The 15,973-nt window shown below is 54.0% G+C and carries 15 protein-coding genes; 1 reads left to right on the top strand and 14 read right to left on the bottom strand.

Going from position 1 to position 15,973, the window contains the following annotated elements:
* Positions 1 to 117: 117 nt before the first annotated feature.
* The 12 genes from lipA to leuS form a co-directional block, all read right to left on the bottom strand.
* Positions 118 to 1,083: a lipoyl synthase gene (lipA, locus tag ACVB80_RS11615; RefSeq protein WP_481081443.1), complete on the bottom strand. Its 966-nt coding sequence runs from the start codon at positions 1,081 to 1,083 to the stop codon at positions 118 to 120.
* Positions 1,080 to 1,739: a lipoyl(octanoyl) transferase LipB gene (gene lipB / locus ACVB80_RS11610; protein ID WP_481081442.1), complete on the bottom strand. Its 660-nt coding sequence runs from the start codon at positions 1,737 to 1,739 to the stop codon at positions 1,080 to 1,082. The genes lipA and lipB overlap by 4 nt, the downstream gene beginning before the upstream one ends.
* Before the next feature lie 181 nt (positions 1,740 to 1,920).
* Positions 1,921 to 2,199, bottom strand: a complete 279-nt coding sequence (ybeD, locus tag ACVB80_RS11605) for a DUF493 family protein YbeD (RefSeq protein WP_481081441.1) — start codon at positions 2,197 to 2,199, stop codon at positions 1,921 to 1,923.
* Positions 2,200 to 2,322: 123 nt separating this feature from the next.
* On the bottom strand, positions 2,323 to 3,489 hold the full coding sequence (locus tag ACVB80_RS11600; protein WP_481081440.1) for a serine hydrolase: 1,167 nt from the start codon (positions 3,487 to 3,489) through the stop codon (positions 2,323 to 2,325).
* A 145-nt stretch (positions 3,490 to 3,634) separates the two neighbouring features.
* The gene (locus ACVB80_RS11595) at positions 3,635 to 4,429 is read right to left on the bottom strand and encodes a septal ring lytic transglycosylase RlpA family protein (protein WP_481081439.1); all 795 of its coding nucleotides are present in this window, start codon (positions 4,427 to 4,429) and stop codon (positions 3,635 to 3,637) included.
* The gene (gene rodA, locus ACVB80_RS11590; RefSeq protein WP_481081438.1) at positions 4,429 to 5,550 is read right to left on the bottom strand and encodes a rod shape-determining protein RodA; all 1,122 of its coding nucleotides are present in this window, start codon (positions 5,548 to 5,550) and stop codon (positions 4,429 to 4,431) included. Before rodA ends, ACVB80_RS11595 begins: the two co-directional genes overlap by 1 nt.
* A gap of 2 nt (positions 5,551 to 5,552) precedes the next feature.
* Positions 5,553 to 7,436 (bottom strand): penicillin-binding protein 2, encoded by a 1,884-nt coding sequence (gene mrdA / locus ACVB80_RS11585; RefSeq protein ID WP_481081437.1) that lies wholly within the window; start codon positions 7,434 to 7,436, stop codon positions 5,553 to 5,555.
* 6 nt (positions 7,437 to 7,442) lie between these two features.
* Positions 7,443 to 7,913, bottom strand: coding sequence for a 23S rRNA (pseudouridine(1915)-N(3))-methyltransferase RlmH (rlmH, locus tag ACVB80_RS11580; RefSeq protein WP_481081436.1), 471 nt, complete (start codon positions 7,911 to 7,913; stop codon positions 7,443 to 7,445).
* A 3-nt stretch (positions 7,914 to 7,916) separates the two neighbouring features.
* Positions 7,917 to 8,234, bottom strand: coding sequence for a ribosome silencing factor (gene rsfS, locus ACVB80_RS11575; protein ID WP_481081435.1), 318 nt, complete (start codon positions 8,232 to 8,234; stop codon positions 7,917 to 7,919).
* Between the two features lie 54 nt (positions 8,235 to 8,288).
* Positions 8,289 to 9,314 carry a DNA polymerase III subunit delta gene (gene holA / locus ACVB80_RS11570; RefSeq protein WP_481081434.1) on the bottom strand — a complete coding sequence of 342 codons (1,026 nt, stop codon included), beginning with the start codon at positions 9,312 to 9,314 and terminating at the stop codon, positions 8,289 to 8,291.
* A 4-nt stretch (positions 9,315 to 9,318) separates the two neighbouring features.
* On the bottom strand, positions 9,319 to 9,906 hold the full coding sequence (locus tag ACVB80_RS11565; RefSeq protein ID WP_481081433.1) for an LPS-assembly lipoprotein LptE: 588 nt from the start codon (positions 9,904 to 9,906) through the stop codon (positions 9,319 to 9,321).
* Between the two features lie 117 nt (positions 9,907 to 10,023).
* Positions 10,024 to 12,597: a leucine--tRNA ligase gene (gene leuS / locus ACVB80_RS11560; protein ID WP_481081621.1), complete on the bottom strand. Its 2,574-nt coding sequence runs from the start codon at positions 12,595 to 12,597 to the stop codon at positions 10,024 to 10,026.
* Between the two features lie 116 nt (positions 12,598 to 12,713).
* On the opposite strand from leuS, the gene ACVB80_RS11555 reads away from it, so the two are divergent.
* Positions 12,714 to 13,187, top strand: a complete 474-nt coding sequence (locus ACVB80_RS11555; protein ID WP_481081432.1) for a zinc ribbon-containing protein — start codon at positions 12,714 to 12,716, stop codon at positions 13,185 to 13,187.
* 220 nt (positions 13,188 to 13,407) lie between these two features.
* Here ACVB80_RS11555 and lnt read toward each other — a convergent pair whose 3' ends face one another.
* Both lnt and corC read right to left on the bottom strand, forming a co-directional pair.
* Positions 13,408 to 14,925, bottom strand: a complete 1,518-nt coding sequence (lnt, locus tag ACVB80_RS11550; protein WP_481081431.1) for an apolipoprotein N-acyltransferase — start codon at positions 14,923 to 14,925, stop codon at positions 13,408 to 13,410.
* Positions 14,926 to 15,008: 83 nt separating this feature from the next.
* A complete protein-coding gene (corC, locus tag ACVB80_RS11545; protein WP_481081430.1) occupies positions 15,009 to 15,905 on the bottom strand; it encodes a CNNM family magnesium/cobalt transport protein CorC in 897 nt (298 codons plus the stop codon).
* Between the last annotated feature and the right edge of the window lie 68 nt (positions 15,906 to 15,973).

Below are 15,973 nucleotides of genomic sequence, written 5' to 3'. Positions count from 1 at the left end.
TTGTATCAGGTTTTTGTTAATTATCTTACATGGTAGCGGAAAGAGGGCGGGGAGTAAAACTGCAGGAGGAGAAAAGCGTGTCTGTTATTAAATATCAGACACGCCTAATTTATTGATTTATTTAACTTCTACGCCTTTGGCCTGAAGGTCAGCGTGGTAGGATGAACGCACGAACGGGCCGCAGGCTGCGTGGGTAAAGCCCAGGTCCAGAGCGACCTGTTTAAGCTCATCAAACTCTTCCGGCGGCACGTAACGCTCTACCGGCAGGTGGTGACGGCTCGGTGCCAGGTACTGGCCAAGGGTCAGCATGGTCACACCGTGCGCACGCAGGTCTTTCAGTACTTCGATGATCTCTTCCTTGGTTTCACCAAGACCCATCATCAGGCCGGATTTGGTCGGAACATCCGGGTGTTGTTCGCCAAATTTCTTCAGCAGTTCCAGAGACCACTTGTAGTTGGCTCCCGGGCGCGCTTTGCGGTACAGGCGTGGCGCGGTTTCCAGGTTGTGGTTAAACACGTCCGGCGGATTGTCTTTCAGAAGCTCCAGCGCTGTTTCCATCCGGCCGCGGAAGTCAGGTACCAGTGTTTCGATGCGGATTTCCGGATTCAGGGCGCGGATCTCACGGTTACAGTCGGCAAAGTGCTGAGCACCGCCGTCACGCAGGTCGTCGCGGTCAACCGAGGTGATTACCACGTATTTTAACTTCATATCTGAGATGGTTTTGGCCAGCTGTGTTGGTTCTTCGGCGCTTGGTGGCAGCGGACGGCCATGGGCCACGTCACAGAACGGACAGCGGCGGGTACAGATAGCCCCCAGAATCATAAAGGTCGCGGTACCGTGGTTAAAACACTCTGCAAGGTTCGGGCAGGAAGCCTCTTCACATACCGAGTGGAGTTTGTTTTTGCGCATCGCAGCTTTGATGTCCTGAATGCGCTGGCTGTCTGAAGGCAGCTTGATTTTCATCCATTCCGGCTTACGCAGCACTTCCTTTTGTTCCGCTGGCATGTTTTTGACCGGGATAAGGGCCATTTTATCGGCATCACGGTACTTGACGCCTTTTTCCATCTGGATTGGTTTGCTCATGATACTTCGCTTTCTGTGATGAATTCGACTTGCTGGTAGTCAAGAAGAGACGCCAGTGCGTCCACCAGGGCCTGCTCAACGGCGGACAGATCCGCGCCCTGAGCCAGCTGGTGAACCTGCACCATTTCCATTCCCTCATAGCCACACGGGTTGATGCGCAGAAACGGGCTGAGGTCCATATCTACGTTCAGTGCCAGGCCATGGAAAGAGCAGCCTTTACGGATGCGCAGACCAAGAGAACAGATCTTTTTGCCGTCTACATAGACGCCGGGGGCGTCCGGACGGGCGGCTGACTGAATACCAAATTGCTCTAATGTTTTTATGACTGTGTTTTCGATCTGAGTGACCAGATCCCTGACCCCGAGTTTCTTCCGTCTCAGGTTAATCAGAAAATAGGCAACCAGCTGACCGGGACCGTGATAGGTCACCTGTCCGCCGCGGTCGCTTTGCACTACCGGTATATCGCCCGGACTCAGCAGGTGTTCGGCCTTTCCGGCCTGACCCTGTGTGAAGACCGGGTTATGTTCAACCAGCCATACTTCATCGATGGTGTCGTCGTTGCGCTGGTCAGTAAAGGCGTGCATCGCCTGCCATACTGGCTCGTAGTCCTGACGGCCCAGTTTTTTTACCACTAACTGATGTTGGACAAGAGACAAAAGGCGTACCTCTGTAATGCAGAATAAATAAAGTAAAAAGATTATAAACTTGTTTTAAGCAAGTCACTATAGCCCAAAGCGGACTTTTTTTCTGTGGATTAATGCGCTTTTTGCATCAATGCTGTGTGGCAGATACAAAAACAGCGGCTCAGAGCCGCTGCTTGTACTGGTGTGGTCTGAATTACAGAACCATGCGCACGATATCAATCTCACCCAGTTCTTTGTACAGGGTTTCTACCTGCTCAATCGAAGTTGCGGTAATTGTGACCGAAACTGAGTTGTAAGTGCCTTTGCCGCTCGGTTTTACTGAAGGGCTGTAGTCACCTGGCGCGTGACGCTGGATCACTTCCAGCACTTTTTCCGGCAGTTCAGGCTTCGCGTAGCCCATTACCTTGTAAGTGAACTTACACGGGAACTCCAGAAGATCTTTCAGTTTAGCGTCAGAGTTGATGTTCAGCATTGCGGAGAACTCCAAAAAATATAGTCATTAAAGCGGTGCGAAATAGTACAGGCTATTGACCGGGATCTCAAGAATAACAAAGCCGCCTGAATGAGGCGGCTTTGGAGGATTTAAACGCGGGGTTTAGAACAGGCTCTTAAACAGCAGCACGATGTAGTCCCACAGACGGCTGAACAGACTGCCTTCTTCGACGTTTTCCAGCGCCATCAGCGGGTATTCAGCGATGTCTTCGCCATCTACCTGGTAGAACAGGCGGCCTACTACGTCACCTTTGCTGACCGGAGCCTGCAGCTCTTTGTCCAGAACAAAGTTAGCGCTCAGGTTTTTCGCCTGGCCACGTGGCAGGGTGACATAGGTATCTTCTGCTACGCCCAGCGCTACGGTGTCTTTGTCGCCCATCCACACTTTTTCGTTGATGAAGGTTTCACCGGCTTTGTGCGGAGAAACGGTTTCGAAGAAGCGGAAGCCGTAGTTCAGCAGTTTCTTGCTTTCTGCTTTACGTGCATTGGCGTTCTTGGTGCCCATAACCGCGGCGATCAGGCGCATTTTGCCCTGGGTTGCTGAGCTCACCAGACTGTAGCCTGCCTTGCTGGTGTGGCCGGTTTTGATGCCGTCCACGTTCATGCTCTTGTCCCACAGCAGGCCGTTACGGTTGTACTGGGTAATGCCGTTGTAGGTGAATTTCTTCTCGGAGTAGATACGGTACTCTTCCGGTACGTCGCGGATCATTGCCTGACCCAGCAGCGCCATATCGTAAGGAGTCGAGAACAGTGCGTCGTTATCCAGGCCGTGAACGTTGGCAAAGTGGGTGTTTTCCATGCCGATGGACTTGGCCCACGCGTTCATCAGGTCTACGAATGCGTCTTCAGAGCCGGCAACGTGTTCAGCCATGGCAACACAGGCATCGTTACCCGACTGGATGATGATACCGCGGTTCAGGTCTGCCACGCTGACAGTGGTGCCTACTTCGATAAACATCTTTGAAGAGTCCGGGAAGTTTTTTGCCCAGGCATTCTTACTGATCACGACTTTGTCATCCAGAGAGATGTTGCCGCGTTCAAGCTCCTGACCGATGACGTAACTGGTCATCATTTTGGTCAGACTCGCCGGGTGCATTTGGGTGTTGGCTTCCTTTTCTGCCAGAATTTTTCCGGAGTTGTAGTCCATCAGGACAAAGCCTTTGGCGGCGATTTCCGGAGCATCAGGAACAACGATAGGGGCCGCGTGGCCGGTTGAGGCAATCGCTGCGGTTGAGGCAATCAGCAGCGTTTTAAGAACTGTTTTTTTCATGAAAGTCATTGTTCAAATAAGTGATTGTTTCAGGCAAACTTCCGCTATCTTAGCAGAATGATCCTGCTGCGTCAGAGTTATACGGTGAATTAGACGGGAAAAGTGTCACATTCCTTGTCAACGAAAACGCAATGTTTAACCGGCTTCAGGGCGCCGCTTTAATAAATGCCGATGAGTAGCCCTGCGAGTGTACCTGAGCGAGGAGCTTGTTTGTCAATTCTGCGTCATCAAACGGGCCAAGAAATATACGGTGCACTTTGCCGGTATCCTGGGTAAAGCTTTTGACCGACAACGTTTTACTCAGTTCCCCTGCCAGTTTTTTTGCCCGCTCGTTATCTCCGGAGGCTGCCACCTGAATCACGTAGTGTCCAAGTGGCTTTTGTTCGCTGTTTTCCGGTTTATCCACTGTGATGTATTCGATCTCAACATTGGCGGTGCCGGTTTTGATCACATCCAGTTTGTAAGCGGCCGCGTAACTCAGGTCGATGATCCGGCCCGGGTGAAACGGCCCCCGGTCATTCACCCGTACTACCGTACTTTTGCCATTGTCTTTGTTAGTGACTTTAACATAGGCTGGCAGCGGCAGGGTTTTATGGGCTGCGCTCATCGAGTACATGTCATAGATCTCACCGTTGGAGGTGAGGTGGCCATGGAATTTCTTGCCATACCAGGAGGCAATGCCCTGCTGTTTAAAACCGTCCGGTTCGCGGACGATCTCGTAGTTCTCGCCGCGCAGAGTGTAGTCTTTGTTACCCCCCAGGCTGACCGGTTCGTATTTTGGGGTGGCGTCTTCGATATGCGCCACATCGATCGGACTATCAGGGGCTACGTCGTCTTCCAGGCTGTAGCGGCCGGAGTCGGAACTGGTGCAGCCCGCCAGCAGGGTGGCAATCATCAGTCCGGACAGGGGCCAGTGCTGGGTTTGAGTCTTCAGTTTCATCAGGTTGCCTTGGACAACATCTTTCTGTGGGTATGGATGGACATCAGGATACCGAATCCGGCCATCAGGGTCACCATTGATGTGCCGCCGTAGCTGATAAGCGGCAGCGGAACACCCACCACCGGCAGAATGCCGCTTACCATACCAATGTTTACGAACACGTAAACGAAAAAGCTCAGTACGATACTGCCTGCCATCATCCGGCCAAATGCTGTCTGGGCTTTGGCTGCCAGACGAAGACCGCGGCCGATGATAAACAGGTAAACACACAGCAGGACAATAACACCCAGCATGCCCCATTCCTCACCGATCACCGCGAAGATAAAGTCGGTATGGCGTTCTGGCAGAAACTCAAGCTGAGACTGGGTGCCGTGCAGCCAGCCTTTGCCGGTCATGCCGCCGGAGCCGATCGCGATTTTGCTCTGAATGATGTGATAGCCCGCGCCCAGCGGATCCGACTCCGGGTTAAACAGGGTGCGTACCCGCACTTTCTGGTATTCGCGCATCAGGAAAAACCAAAGTACAGGGATAAAGGCGCCAAGGCCAACCGCAGCAGCAGCGATGATCTTCCAGCTGATCCCGGCGAGGAAGATAACAAAGATACCGGACGCAGCGATCAGAATAGAGGTACCCAGGTCTGGTTGTTTGGCGATCAAAATGGTCGGAACAAACACCATCAGCAGTGAAACCATCAGGGTCTTCATGGTCGGCGGCAGCGCCTGGCGGCCAATATAGCGGGCGACCATCAGAGGCACCGCCAGTTTGAGCAGCTCTGATGGCTGGAAGCGGACAAATCCAAGGTTGAGCCAGCGCTGGGCGCCCTTGGAGGCTTCACCAAAAAACAGTACTCCGAGCAGCAGCAATACCCCGACAACAAACAGCAGCGGAGCGAGGGCTTCGTAGGTTCGTGGCGGGATTTGGGCCAGTACAAACATTACCAGCAGTGACAGGCCCATACGCATGGCCTGACGGTCCATCATGGCAAGACTCTGACCGCTGGCGCTGTACATAATCACCAGGCCAAACAGCATCAGCAGTAAAATGCCGAGCAGCATCGGCAGGTCAATGTGCAGGCGCTCGAAGAAACCACGGTTTTGTCCGGTTGATGGGTCAAATTTCATGGTTATTTGGTTTCCTTTTTCTTATCCAGCAACATGTGGTCGAAGATACGGCGTGCCACCGGACCGCCCTGAGATGAACCACCACCGGCGTTTTCCAGCACGATAGAGACCACAGCCTCCGGGTTTTCCCATGGGGCAAAGCCGGTGTAGAGCGCGTGGTCACGCAGGTGCTCTGCAATTTCATCGGCATTGTATTCTTCGTCTTCTGCCAGACCAAATACCTGCGCGGTACCGGACTTACCGCCAGTCTTGTACTTACTGCCGTAGAAGGCGCGTCGGGCGGTGCCTTTCTTACCGTGGTTTACCAGCTTCATCCCGTTGAGGGCAATATCCCAAAACTGAGGTTTTATCCCCTGCAGTGGCGGATAGGTTTCAATCGGTGCCATGGTTTCCAGGTAAGGCTGTTGGCTCTTGTCTATGGTTGAGCGCAGCAGGTGCGGCGCCATTACCGTACCACGGTTTACCAGTACAGAGGTCGCCTTGGCGATCTGCATCGGGGTAGCGGTCCAGTAACCCTGGCCGATACCGACCGGAATGGTGTCCCCCTGATACCAGGGCTGGCGGTGTCTCGCCATCTTCCATTCGCGGGTTGGCATGTTGGCTTTACTCTCTTCATGGATGTCGATGCCAGTGTAATCACCAAAGCCAAACAGCATCATCCAGCTGGAAATGCGGTCGATGCCCATGTCATAAGCGATCTGGTAGTAGAAGGTGTCCACTGACTCTTCAATAGATTTTGTAATATCCACTTTCCCGTGGCCCCAGCGCAACCAGTCCCGGAATGGTTTGGTCTTGGAGTTTGGGATCTTCCAGTAACCCGGGTCATTACGGGTGGTGTACGGGGTGACCACTTTTTCCTGTAACGCGGCAACCGCGATAAACGGCTTAACAGTTGAAGCAGGCGGATAGATGCCAAGGGTTGCACGGTTTACCAGCGGACGGTTTTTATCGTTCAGCAGTTCGCGGTAGGCTTTACCGGAAATGCCGTGTACAAACGCATTCGGGTCATAGCTCGGGCTCGATACCATAGCCAGGACGCCGTTGTCTTCCGGATCGAGCACTATAGTGGAACCGCGGCGGCCATCAAGCAGCTTGTAGATGTATTCCTGCAGTTCGATATCCAGGTTCAGCACCAGGTCTTTGCCTGGTACCGGCGGTACATACTTCAGGGTACGGATGATCCGGCCACGGCTGTTAACCTCGACTTCCTGATAACCGGCGGTGCCGTGTAATACATCTTCGTAGAAGCGCTCAATTCCCAGCTTACCGATGTCACGGGTTGCCTGATAGTTGGCGGCTTTGTCTTCTGCTTCCAGACGCTGTAAATCCCGGTCGTTGATACGTGATACATAACCGAGTACGTGGGTCAGAGCAGGACCATACGGATAGAAACGCTTCAGGGTCGCGGTAACCTCTACACCAGGAAACTTATGCTGATTTACGGCGAATTTGGCCACCTGCTCCTGGTTTAGCTGGGTCAGCAGGGGAACGGATTTAAACCGTCTGGTGCGGCGGCGTTCTTTGTGAAACGCAGTAACGCGCTCAGGCGTGATCTCAAGAAACGTCTGCAGCCCTTCGATGGTCTCATCGATGTTTTTAATCTTCTCAGGGGTGAGTTCGAGGCTGAAAACCGGGCGGTTTTCGGCCAGCAAAATGCCGTTTCTGTCGTAGATCAGTCCCCGGTTAGGGGCGATAGGAACTACCTTGATCCGGTTATCGTTAGAGCGGGTTTTGTAGTCCTGGTACTGGTTGACCTGGATGTTGTACAGGTTGAGTAGCAGAACCCCCATCAGGGCAATAATGCCAACAAAAGCCACAATCGCCCTGCGTGAGAACAGGGCGGCTTCAGCCTGGTAATCCCGAATCTGGGCGCGTGTGCGTCTCATCCGAACTTATTCTCTGTGGTATGGGTGGTTCGCGGTAATACTCCACGCGCGGTACAGACTTTCGGCCATGACAACGCGTACCAGCGGATGAGGCAGGGTCAGGGGAGACAGGGACCAGCTCTGGTCGGCGGCGGCTTTACACGCCGGAGCCAGGCCTTCCGGGCCACCGATCAGAATGGATACGTCACGGGCATCCAGTTTCCATGCTTCCAGCTGGTCAGCCAGCTGTGGGGTATCCCAGCGTTTGCCTGGAATATCCAGGGTCACGATACGGTTGCCTTTTGGCACTGCTGCCAGCATGGCTTCGCCTTCTTTTTGCAAAATGCGTGCGATATCAGCATTTTTGCCGCGTTTGCCCGCCGGGATCTCAACCAGCTCCAGCGGCATATCATGCGGGAAACGGCGGCGGTACTCCTCGAAGCCCGTCTCGACCCATTTGGGCATCTTGGTGCCAACGGCAATCAGTTGAATTTTCACCGGTCAGCTCCACAGCTTTTCAAGTTGGTACAGTTCGCGGTGCTCTTCCTGAAGAATGTGCACCATGGTGGTACCCATATCGACCACCACCCATTCGCCTTCGGTTTCGCCGTCGGTACCCAATGGTTCCAGACCGGCTTTTTTGGCTTCGCTGGCAACGTGATCGGCAATGGAAGCAACGTGGCGTTTGGAAGTGCCGGTGCAGATAACCATAAAGTCCGTCACGCTCGACTTGCCCTGTACGTCCAGGGTGATAATGTCCTGAGCTTTCATATCGTCAGCTTTGTCGGCCAGAAAATCTCGAAGTTCTTCGCGTAGCAAGGTGTTTTTCCTCAAAAATCGGTTTGTCTGTGTCGCGGCGAGTATAGCACGCTTTTAGTTTAGTCCGCTGACCATGCTGTCAGGTGCACAGCACTCCAGCGATAATTGGGCAAGAGTTGGCCAGACAGGGGTATCAAAGCGGGTTTTGGTCTCCAGCTCGGCCTGGGTCAGCAGGTGAATAAGACGACTCAGGTGGGCCGCAGACAGCCGTTGCAGGGCTGCTGAATAGAGCGGACGCTTGTTCTGCCATACCCGGTGTGACTCAAATACTGAGGCCATTGACTGCTGGCTGAGTTGCTGGCGCATCGTCAGCAGCAGCATCAGCTCTTTTTGCAGCGTGCGCAGCAGGATCACGGCCTCGACGCCTTCAGCCTGAAGCTGACGCAGGATGCGCTGAGCGCGTTTGGCTTTGCCGGCCAGCAGGGCATCCACCCACTGAAATGGGGTGTAATGGTTGTGGCGGCTGAGCGCTTCTTCGACCCGGGGCAGGGTCAGCTGACCGTCCGGGTAGAGCAGGGCCAGTTTTTCCAGGCTCTGAACCAGCGCCAGCAGGTTACCTTCGTGCCACTGGGCCAGCAGCTGGGTGGTTGGCTGGTCAGGCGTCAGGCCGAGTTTACGGCAGCGCTGCATCACAAACTGTGGCAGGCGGGAAATATCCGGTGTCAGGCAGCTCACCACGCAGCCATTCGCAGCCAGGGCTTTAAACCATTTGGTGTTTTCCTGGGCGCGGGTCAGCTTCTGGCCGACAAGCACCAGTACGATATCGCTGTGGAGTATGTCAGACAGCGCCAACAGCTCTTTGCCGGCATTGGCCGGCAGGCCGGATTCACCAATCTCCAGCTCAATGATCTGACGGGCTGAGAACAGGCTCATTGCCTGGCAGCAGTCGAACACCTGATCCCAGTCGATGCTGGCATCGAGAGCGAAACGGTGGCGCTCAAGAAAGCCGGCTTTTTCCGCCTCTGCGGCGATGGCTTCGCGGCTTTCCTGAAGCAGCAGCAGTTCGCTGCCGGTCAGCAGGTAGACCGGATGCAGCTGACGGCTAAGCTGATCGCTCAGTTTATCGGCGTAGACGCGCATGGGCTCAGTTTACCGATTCAGTAGTGGTGGTCTGAGTTACGCCTTCGTCGAGCTGCTCGGTTTCTGTCAGCTGTTCGGCTCTTTCAAGTTTAGCTTTCAGACGGGCCATCTGACGCAGGATCTGACGGGCGGCCTGAAGACGCATTTCGTCCAGGGTCATTTCCTTCTCTTCCGATTTTGCCAGTGCGGCCATCGGGTTATCCAGGTAGCTGCGGTTTACGGTGGTAGTAAAGGTCTGGCTGCCCACTTCTGCGATGGTCACGCGGTAGTTGACGGTGTAGGTCAGCTCGTATTCTGCCGCTCGGCTGTTCTGGTACAGTGACAGGGTGCGTTGCGACTCAGCTTCGCTGATGAGGTGCAGGTTAGGGATGTTCGCCGCAGGCTGAACCATATCCACGCCGTTCATGTGCAGTTCGTTCTGAACAAAGCGGGTCAGCTTGCCGTAGGGGTCAAAACTGGTCAGTGAGAGCGCAGAGACTTCTTCCGGGATCAGGTAGCTGCCGCGAAACTGGAAACCACACGCAGTAGTCAGCAGAGAAAGCAACAGAACAACCAGCAGGCGGGGGGTAACAGAGGTAGATAAACGGCTCACTAAAGACTCCCTTTACGAATTTGATTGAGCTTTGGTAAAGGCTTGGGAAAGCCCTGAACAAAACACAATCAAACAGGGCGCATTGCGCCCTGTTTGCAGTGCTAATTACTATGACAATCAGTTTGCTACGATGTTCAGCAGCTTACCAGGGACATAGATCACTTTGCGGATAGTTTTGCCTTCGGTGTGCTTGGTGACGTGCTCGTCATTCAGGCCCAGCTCTTCTACCTGCTCTTTGGTTGCGTCAGCCGCAACAGTCAGTTTCGCACGCAGTTTGCCGTTTACCTGAACTACGATCAGCTTCTCATCTTCAACCAGTGCTTTCTCGTCGTGTGCAGGCCAGCCCGCGTTGTCGATCTCTGACTCACCCAGTGCTTTCCACATTTCAAAACAGATGTGCGGAGTGATTGGGTACAGCATAGCAACGACTGCTTTCAGTGCTTCATCCAGAATTGCACGATCCTGCTCAGATTCCTGAGACGCTTTACCCAGCTTGTTCATCAGTTCCATCACAGCGGCGATAGCGGTGTTGAAGGTCTGACGGCGGGCAATATCGTCGGTCACTTTAGCGATGGTCTTGTGAACGTCGCGGCGCAGGGCTTTCTGATCAGAAGACAGGGCTGCAGTATCAACAGCAACAGCTTCGCCTTTCTCAGTGTGCTCTTTTACCAGTTTCCATACACGTTTCAGGAAGCGGTTAGCACCTTCAACGCCGGATTCCTGCCATTCCAGGGTCATATCAGCCGGTGATGCGAACATCATAAACAGACGAACGGTATCTGCGCCGTACTTGTCGACCATTTCCTGTGGGTCGATGCCGTTGTTTTTCGACTTGGACATCTTGATCATGCCTGAGTGTTCAACCGCGCGGCCCTGCTCGTCAGTTGCAGAGGCGATGCGGCCTTTGCCATCACGTTCAACGGTTACGTCAGTTGGTGCGATCCACTCTTTGGTGCCTTTGTCGTTAGTGTGGTAGAAGGCATCAGCCAGAACCATACCCTGACACAGCAGCTGCTTGAACGGCTCGTCAGAAGTCACGTAGCCTGCGTCACGCAGCAGTTTGTGGAAGAAGCGTGAGTACAGCAGGTGCATACAGGCGTGCTCGATACCACCGATGTACTGGTCTACCGGCAGCCAGTAGTTCGCCTGCTCTGAATCAACAATCGCTTCTGCTTTTGGTGAACAGTAGCGCGCGTAGTACCACGAAGATTCCATAAAGGTATCAAAGGTGTCGGTTTCACGCAGTGCCGGCTCGCCGTTAAAGGTGGTTTTCGCCCACTCTTTGTCAGCTTTGATTGGGCTGGTTACGCCATCCATTACCACGTCTTCAGGCAGGATAACTGGCAGTTGATCAGCCGGTACCGGATGGACTTCACCGTCTTCGGTGGTCACCATAGGGATTGGCGCGCCCCAGTAACGCTGACGGGATACACCCCAGTCACGCAGACGGAAGTTAACGGTTTTAACACCTTTGCCTTCGCTTTCCAGTTTGGCTGCGATTGCGTCAAATGCTGCCTGGAAGTCCAGACCGTCGAATTCGCCTGAATCGAACAGTACGCCCTTCTCGGTGTAAGCCGCTTCAGAGATGTTCAGCTCGCTGCCGTCGGCAGGTTTGATTACCGGTACGATATCCAGACCGTATTTGGTCGCGAACTCGTAGTCACGCTGGTCGTGAGCCGGTACTGCCATTACTGCGCCTGTGCCGTAATCCATCAGTACGAAGTTAGCCACAAATACCGGTACTTCACGGCCGTTCAGCGGGTGAACAGCGGTCAGGCCGGTAGCCATGCCTTTTTTCTCCATGGTCGCCAGCTCAGCTTCAGCCACCTTGGTGTTTTTGCACTCTTCGATAAATGCAGCCAGCTCAGGGTTGTTCTGAGCAGCGATGTCTGCCAGAGGGTGACCTGCTGCGATACCTACGTAGGTTACGCCCATCAGGGTATCAGGACGTGTGGTGTACACTTCCAGATCGTCGTGACCGTTAACCGCAAACTTCAGTTCAACACCTTCAGAGCGGCCGATCCAGTTGCGCTGCATGGTCTTAACCATTTCAGGCCAGCCATCCAGGTTATCCAGGTCGTCCAGCAGTTCCTGAGCGTATTCAGTGATCTTGATGAACCACTGAGGGATCTCTTTTTGCTCTACCGGCGTATCACAGCGCCAGCAGCAGCCGTCTTCAACCTGCTCGTTCGCCAGTACGGTCTGGTCGTTCGGACACCAGTTAACAGAAGAGGTCTTCTTGTAAACCAGGCCTTTCCCGTACAGTTTGGTAAAGAATTCCTGCTCCCAGCGGTAGTACTCAGGAGTACAGGTTGCGAACTCACGGTCCCAGTCGTAACCGAAGCCCAGCAGTTTCAGCTGGTTCTTCATGTACTCGATGTTTTCGTAGGTCCATGGCGCCGGAGCGGTATTGTTTTTCACTGCCGCGTTTTCAGCTGGCAGGCCGAATGCATCCCAGCCGATAGGCTGCATAACATTTTTGCCCTGCAGTCGCTGGAAGCGGGAAATTACGTCACCGATGGTGTAGTTGCGTACGTGACCCATGTGAAGTCGGCCACTTGGGTACGGGAACATAGAAAGACAGTAGAATTTTTCTTTATTTGGGTCTTCACTTACAACAAAGGTCTTGCTGTCGTCCCAGTGCTTTTGAACTTTCTGTTCAATATCTTGCGGGTTGTATTGGTCTTGCATCGATGACATCCGATTATCCTGGAATTTGTGAGATCGGTTAGATCAGACTTTTAATGATCCGCATAGAATACATAAAGGAGCGACGCTCAACAATAGCCAATCCACGGAGGTGTTGTATGCCAAAACGCAAAGCCGGATACGAAGAGAAGCTGGACGAGGTGGTTGATACTCTCAAACACAGTCCTGAAGAGCTGGAAAAGGTACTCAATACCTCTGCGGAGGTGATGTCTGCGGCCAGTGATATGACCAAAGATGAGATGGCGCTGGTGAAAGCTTACGTCCGCTCAGATCTGAAGGAGTTTGCGGATACTTATCAGAAAGACCGCGACCGCAGCCCGTTTTATCTGATGATCGCCAATTCTGTCTGGGAGGGACTGTTAGAGATCACCGACCGCACCCAGGTCGAGTGGCGCGAACTGTTTATGGACCTGGAGCATAAAGGACTGTATCAGGCCGGGGACATTATCGGCCTGGGTTACCTGGTGTGCGATAAGTGCGGCCATAAGACTTATTATAACCACCCAACCCTGGTCGAGCCTTGTAAAGAGTGCGGGCATAATGGGTTTACGCGGTTGTCGTTGAAGCCGTAGAAAAGGCGCTGGGCACTGGGTACCAGGCCCTGGGGGAGTTCGCGATAAGTGAAGTGGGAAGATGAGCTATCGTGTTGACAGTAAAACTTGAATAAGCCCCCCTGCTTGCAGAGCCCAGAGCCCAGAGCCCAGAGCCCAGAGCCCAGAGCCCAGAGCCCAGAGCCCAGAGCCCAGAGCCCAGAGCCCAGAGCCCAGAGCCCAGAGCCCAGAGCCCCAGGACCTAGGACCTGCTTTTCCTTCTGCCCCACCCAATAACCAAACTAACCAACACCAACCCATAAAGCGGCCACACCCCAAACTTCCGGTATGGCGTCATTCCATTCGTTGAAACCACTGAGGCGCGCAGCACTTCGGTCTCGAACTGCGGGACGCGGGAGGTAATTTTGCCCTGGTAGTCGGTGATGGCGGTGACGCCGTTATTGGTAGCGCGGATCACCGGTTTACCCAGCTCCAGTGCGCGCATGCGGGCGATCTCCATGTGCTGCAGCGGGCCGATCGAGTGACCGAACCAGGCGTCGTTGGAGAGGGTCAGGATGAAGTCTGTATCATCGTAGATGTTCTGACGTACCTGATCGTTAAAGATGATCTCATAGCAGAGCGCCGGTGCCAGATGGCGGCCGTTGGCTTCGATATTTGGCTGAACGTAGTCACCGCGGTTAAACGAGGACATCGGCAGGTTAAAGAAAGGGGCCAGCGGGCGCAGGATATCTTCAAACGGCACAAACTCGCCGAATGGCAGCAGGTGGTGCTTGTTGTAGCGCGGCTGGGTGACGTAGTTGTACTCGCCGTGCTGGTTACTGCCCAGCGAGACGATGCTGTTGTAGTACACCCTTGGCTCCGGCATGGTCACCACGCCGGTGATGATCGCGCTCTCGTTCATTCTGGCGGCCGAGTCCAGATTATTCAGGAAAGAGGGCAGCTCACGCTCAAAGGCCGGGATCGCCGCTTCCGGCCAGATGATCACGTCGGCATCCCAGTTTTCCCGGCTCAGGTCGGTGTACTTCATGATGGTTGGCCAGCGCTGGCTTGGCACCCATTTCAGTTCCTGAGGGATGTTGCCCTGAATAAGGGCGAATTCGGTTTTACTGTCCGGGTTTGGGGTAACCCAGTTAACGGTTTGCAGCGCGCCGGCAAGAGCAAACAGTGCCGCGGGCAGGGCGATAAAGGCGAACCGGCGCGTCAGCAGTACCAGGGTTAGGGCTCCGCAGCTGAGCGCAATCAGATAAGAAATCAGGTCTACGCCGCCGAGCGGTGCAAAAGAGGCAAATGGTGCATCAATCTGGCTGTAGCCGAGCCAGAGCCACGGAAAGCCGGTCATCACCCATCCGCGCAGCCATTCGTTGATCATCCACAGCGCAGGGCCTGCCAGCAGCAGTTTTACGGTGTTGTTTTTGCCAAACCAGCGGTTAAGCACAACAGAAAACAGCGCCGGGTAGAGCGCAAGGTAGCCGATTAACAGCACCATCAGGAACACGCTGGCGATTTTCGGCATCCCGCCAAAGGTATCGATACTGATATGAACCCAGCTTATCCCGGTGGCGAACTGTCCCAGTCCCCAGCTGTAACCGATGGCAAAAGCGCGTTTGTTGCTTTGCTTGTGGATGAGCAGCAGCAGGGCCGTCAGGCTGACGAACACCGCAGGCCAGAGCTGATAAGGGGCGAAGCCCAGGGTGGCAACCGCGCCGGCAGAGAAAGCGGCCAGCGGACGAAAAAGACGGGATAACCAGAGTTGTGCCATTTTGTTTTTATTTGCCTTTATCAAAAAGCCCGGCCTGGTGGCCGGGCAGTTTTGTAACAACGCAGGGAGTCAGCCTCCCGGGATCACTCTTCCGGTTGGGTAACCGGCTGTTTGTCCTGATCCGGAATGGTAACCTGCAGCTGGATAACGCGGCGGTTATCCGCAGAGGTTACTTTAAAGCTGAAACCATCCAGTTCGACGATCTCGCCGCGGGTTGGCAGGTGACCAAAGCGGGTCATCACCAGTCCGCCAACGGTATCCACCTCTTCATCACTGAAGCTGGTACCAAAGGTCTCGTTGAACTCTTCAATCGTCGTCAGCGCCCGCACAGAGAAGGTGTGCTTGCTCAGTTTGCGGATTTCGGTCTCTTCCTCATCGTCGAACTCGTCTTCGATTTCTCCGACGATTTCTTCAAGGATGTCTTCGATAGTGACCAGACCTGAAACACCGCCAAACTCATCCACGACGATAGCCATGTGATAGCGCTCTTCGCGGAACTCTTTCAGCAGGCGGTCAACGCGCTTGCTCTCCGGTACGACGACCGCAGGACGAATGACTTGTTCAATCTGAAATGGCTCGCTGTTGGAGCCGAGATACTTAAGTAGGTCCTTCGCTAACAGAATGCCTTCTACGTGATCTTTGTCTTCACTGATAACCGGGTAGCGCGAGTGCTGCGCATCGGTGATGAGAGCGACCAGGTCATCGAGAACGTGGGTACGTTCAACGGTTACCATTTGAGAGCGTGGGATCATAATATCCCGGACTCTCTGCTCTGAAATCTCCATCACACCTTCGAGCATGTCGCGGGTGTCGTGGTCGATAAGGTCGTTGATTTCAGAATCGCGGATCACATCGACAAGCTCCTGCTTGTCTTTTGGGTCGCCCTGAAAGAGCTGGCCCAGGCGTTCAAAGAAGGACTTTCTACTCGGACCTTCGTTTTTACCATCCGATGACGGAGGCGAATTATCTTCGTTGTTCATGAGTTCTCATAAGTTAACGCTGCCAGATGTGTGACAGCTCACGGGAGCAGAATCGGGTTACGAGAGGA

This window comes from Vibrio sp. 9-16B-A1 (assembly GCF_056726165.1).
Note: the sequence above shows the minus strand (reverse complement) of the source record. Positions and strands in the feature narration are given on the sequence as shown.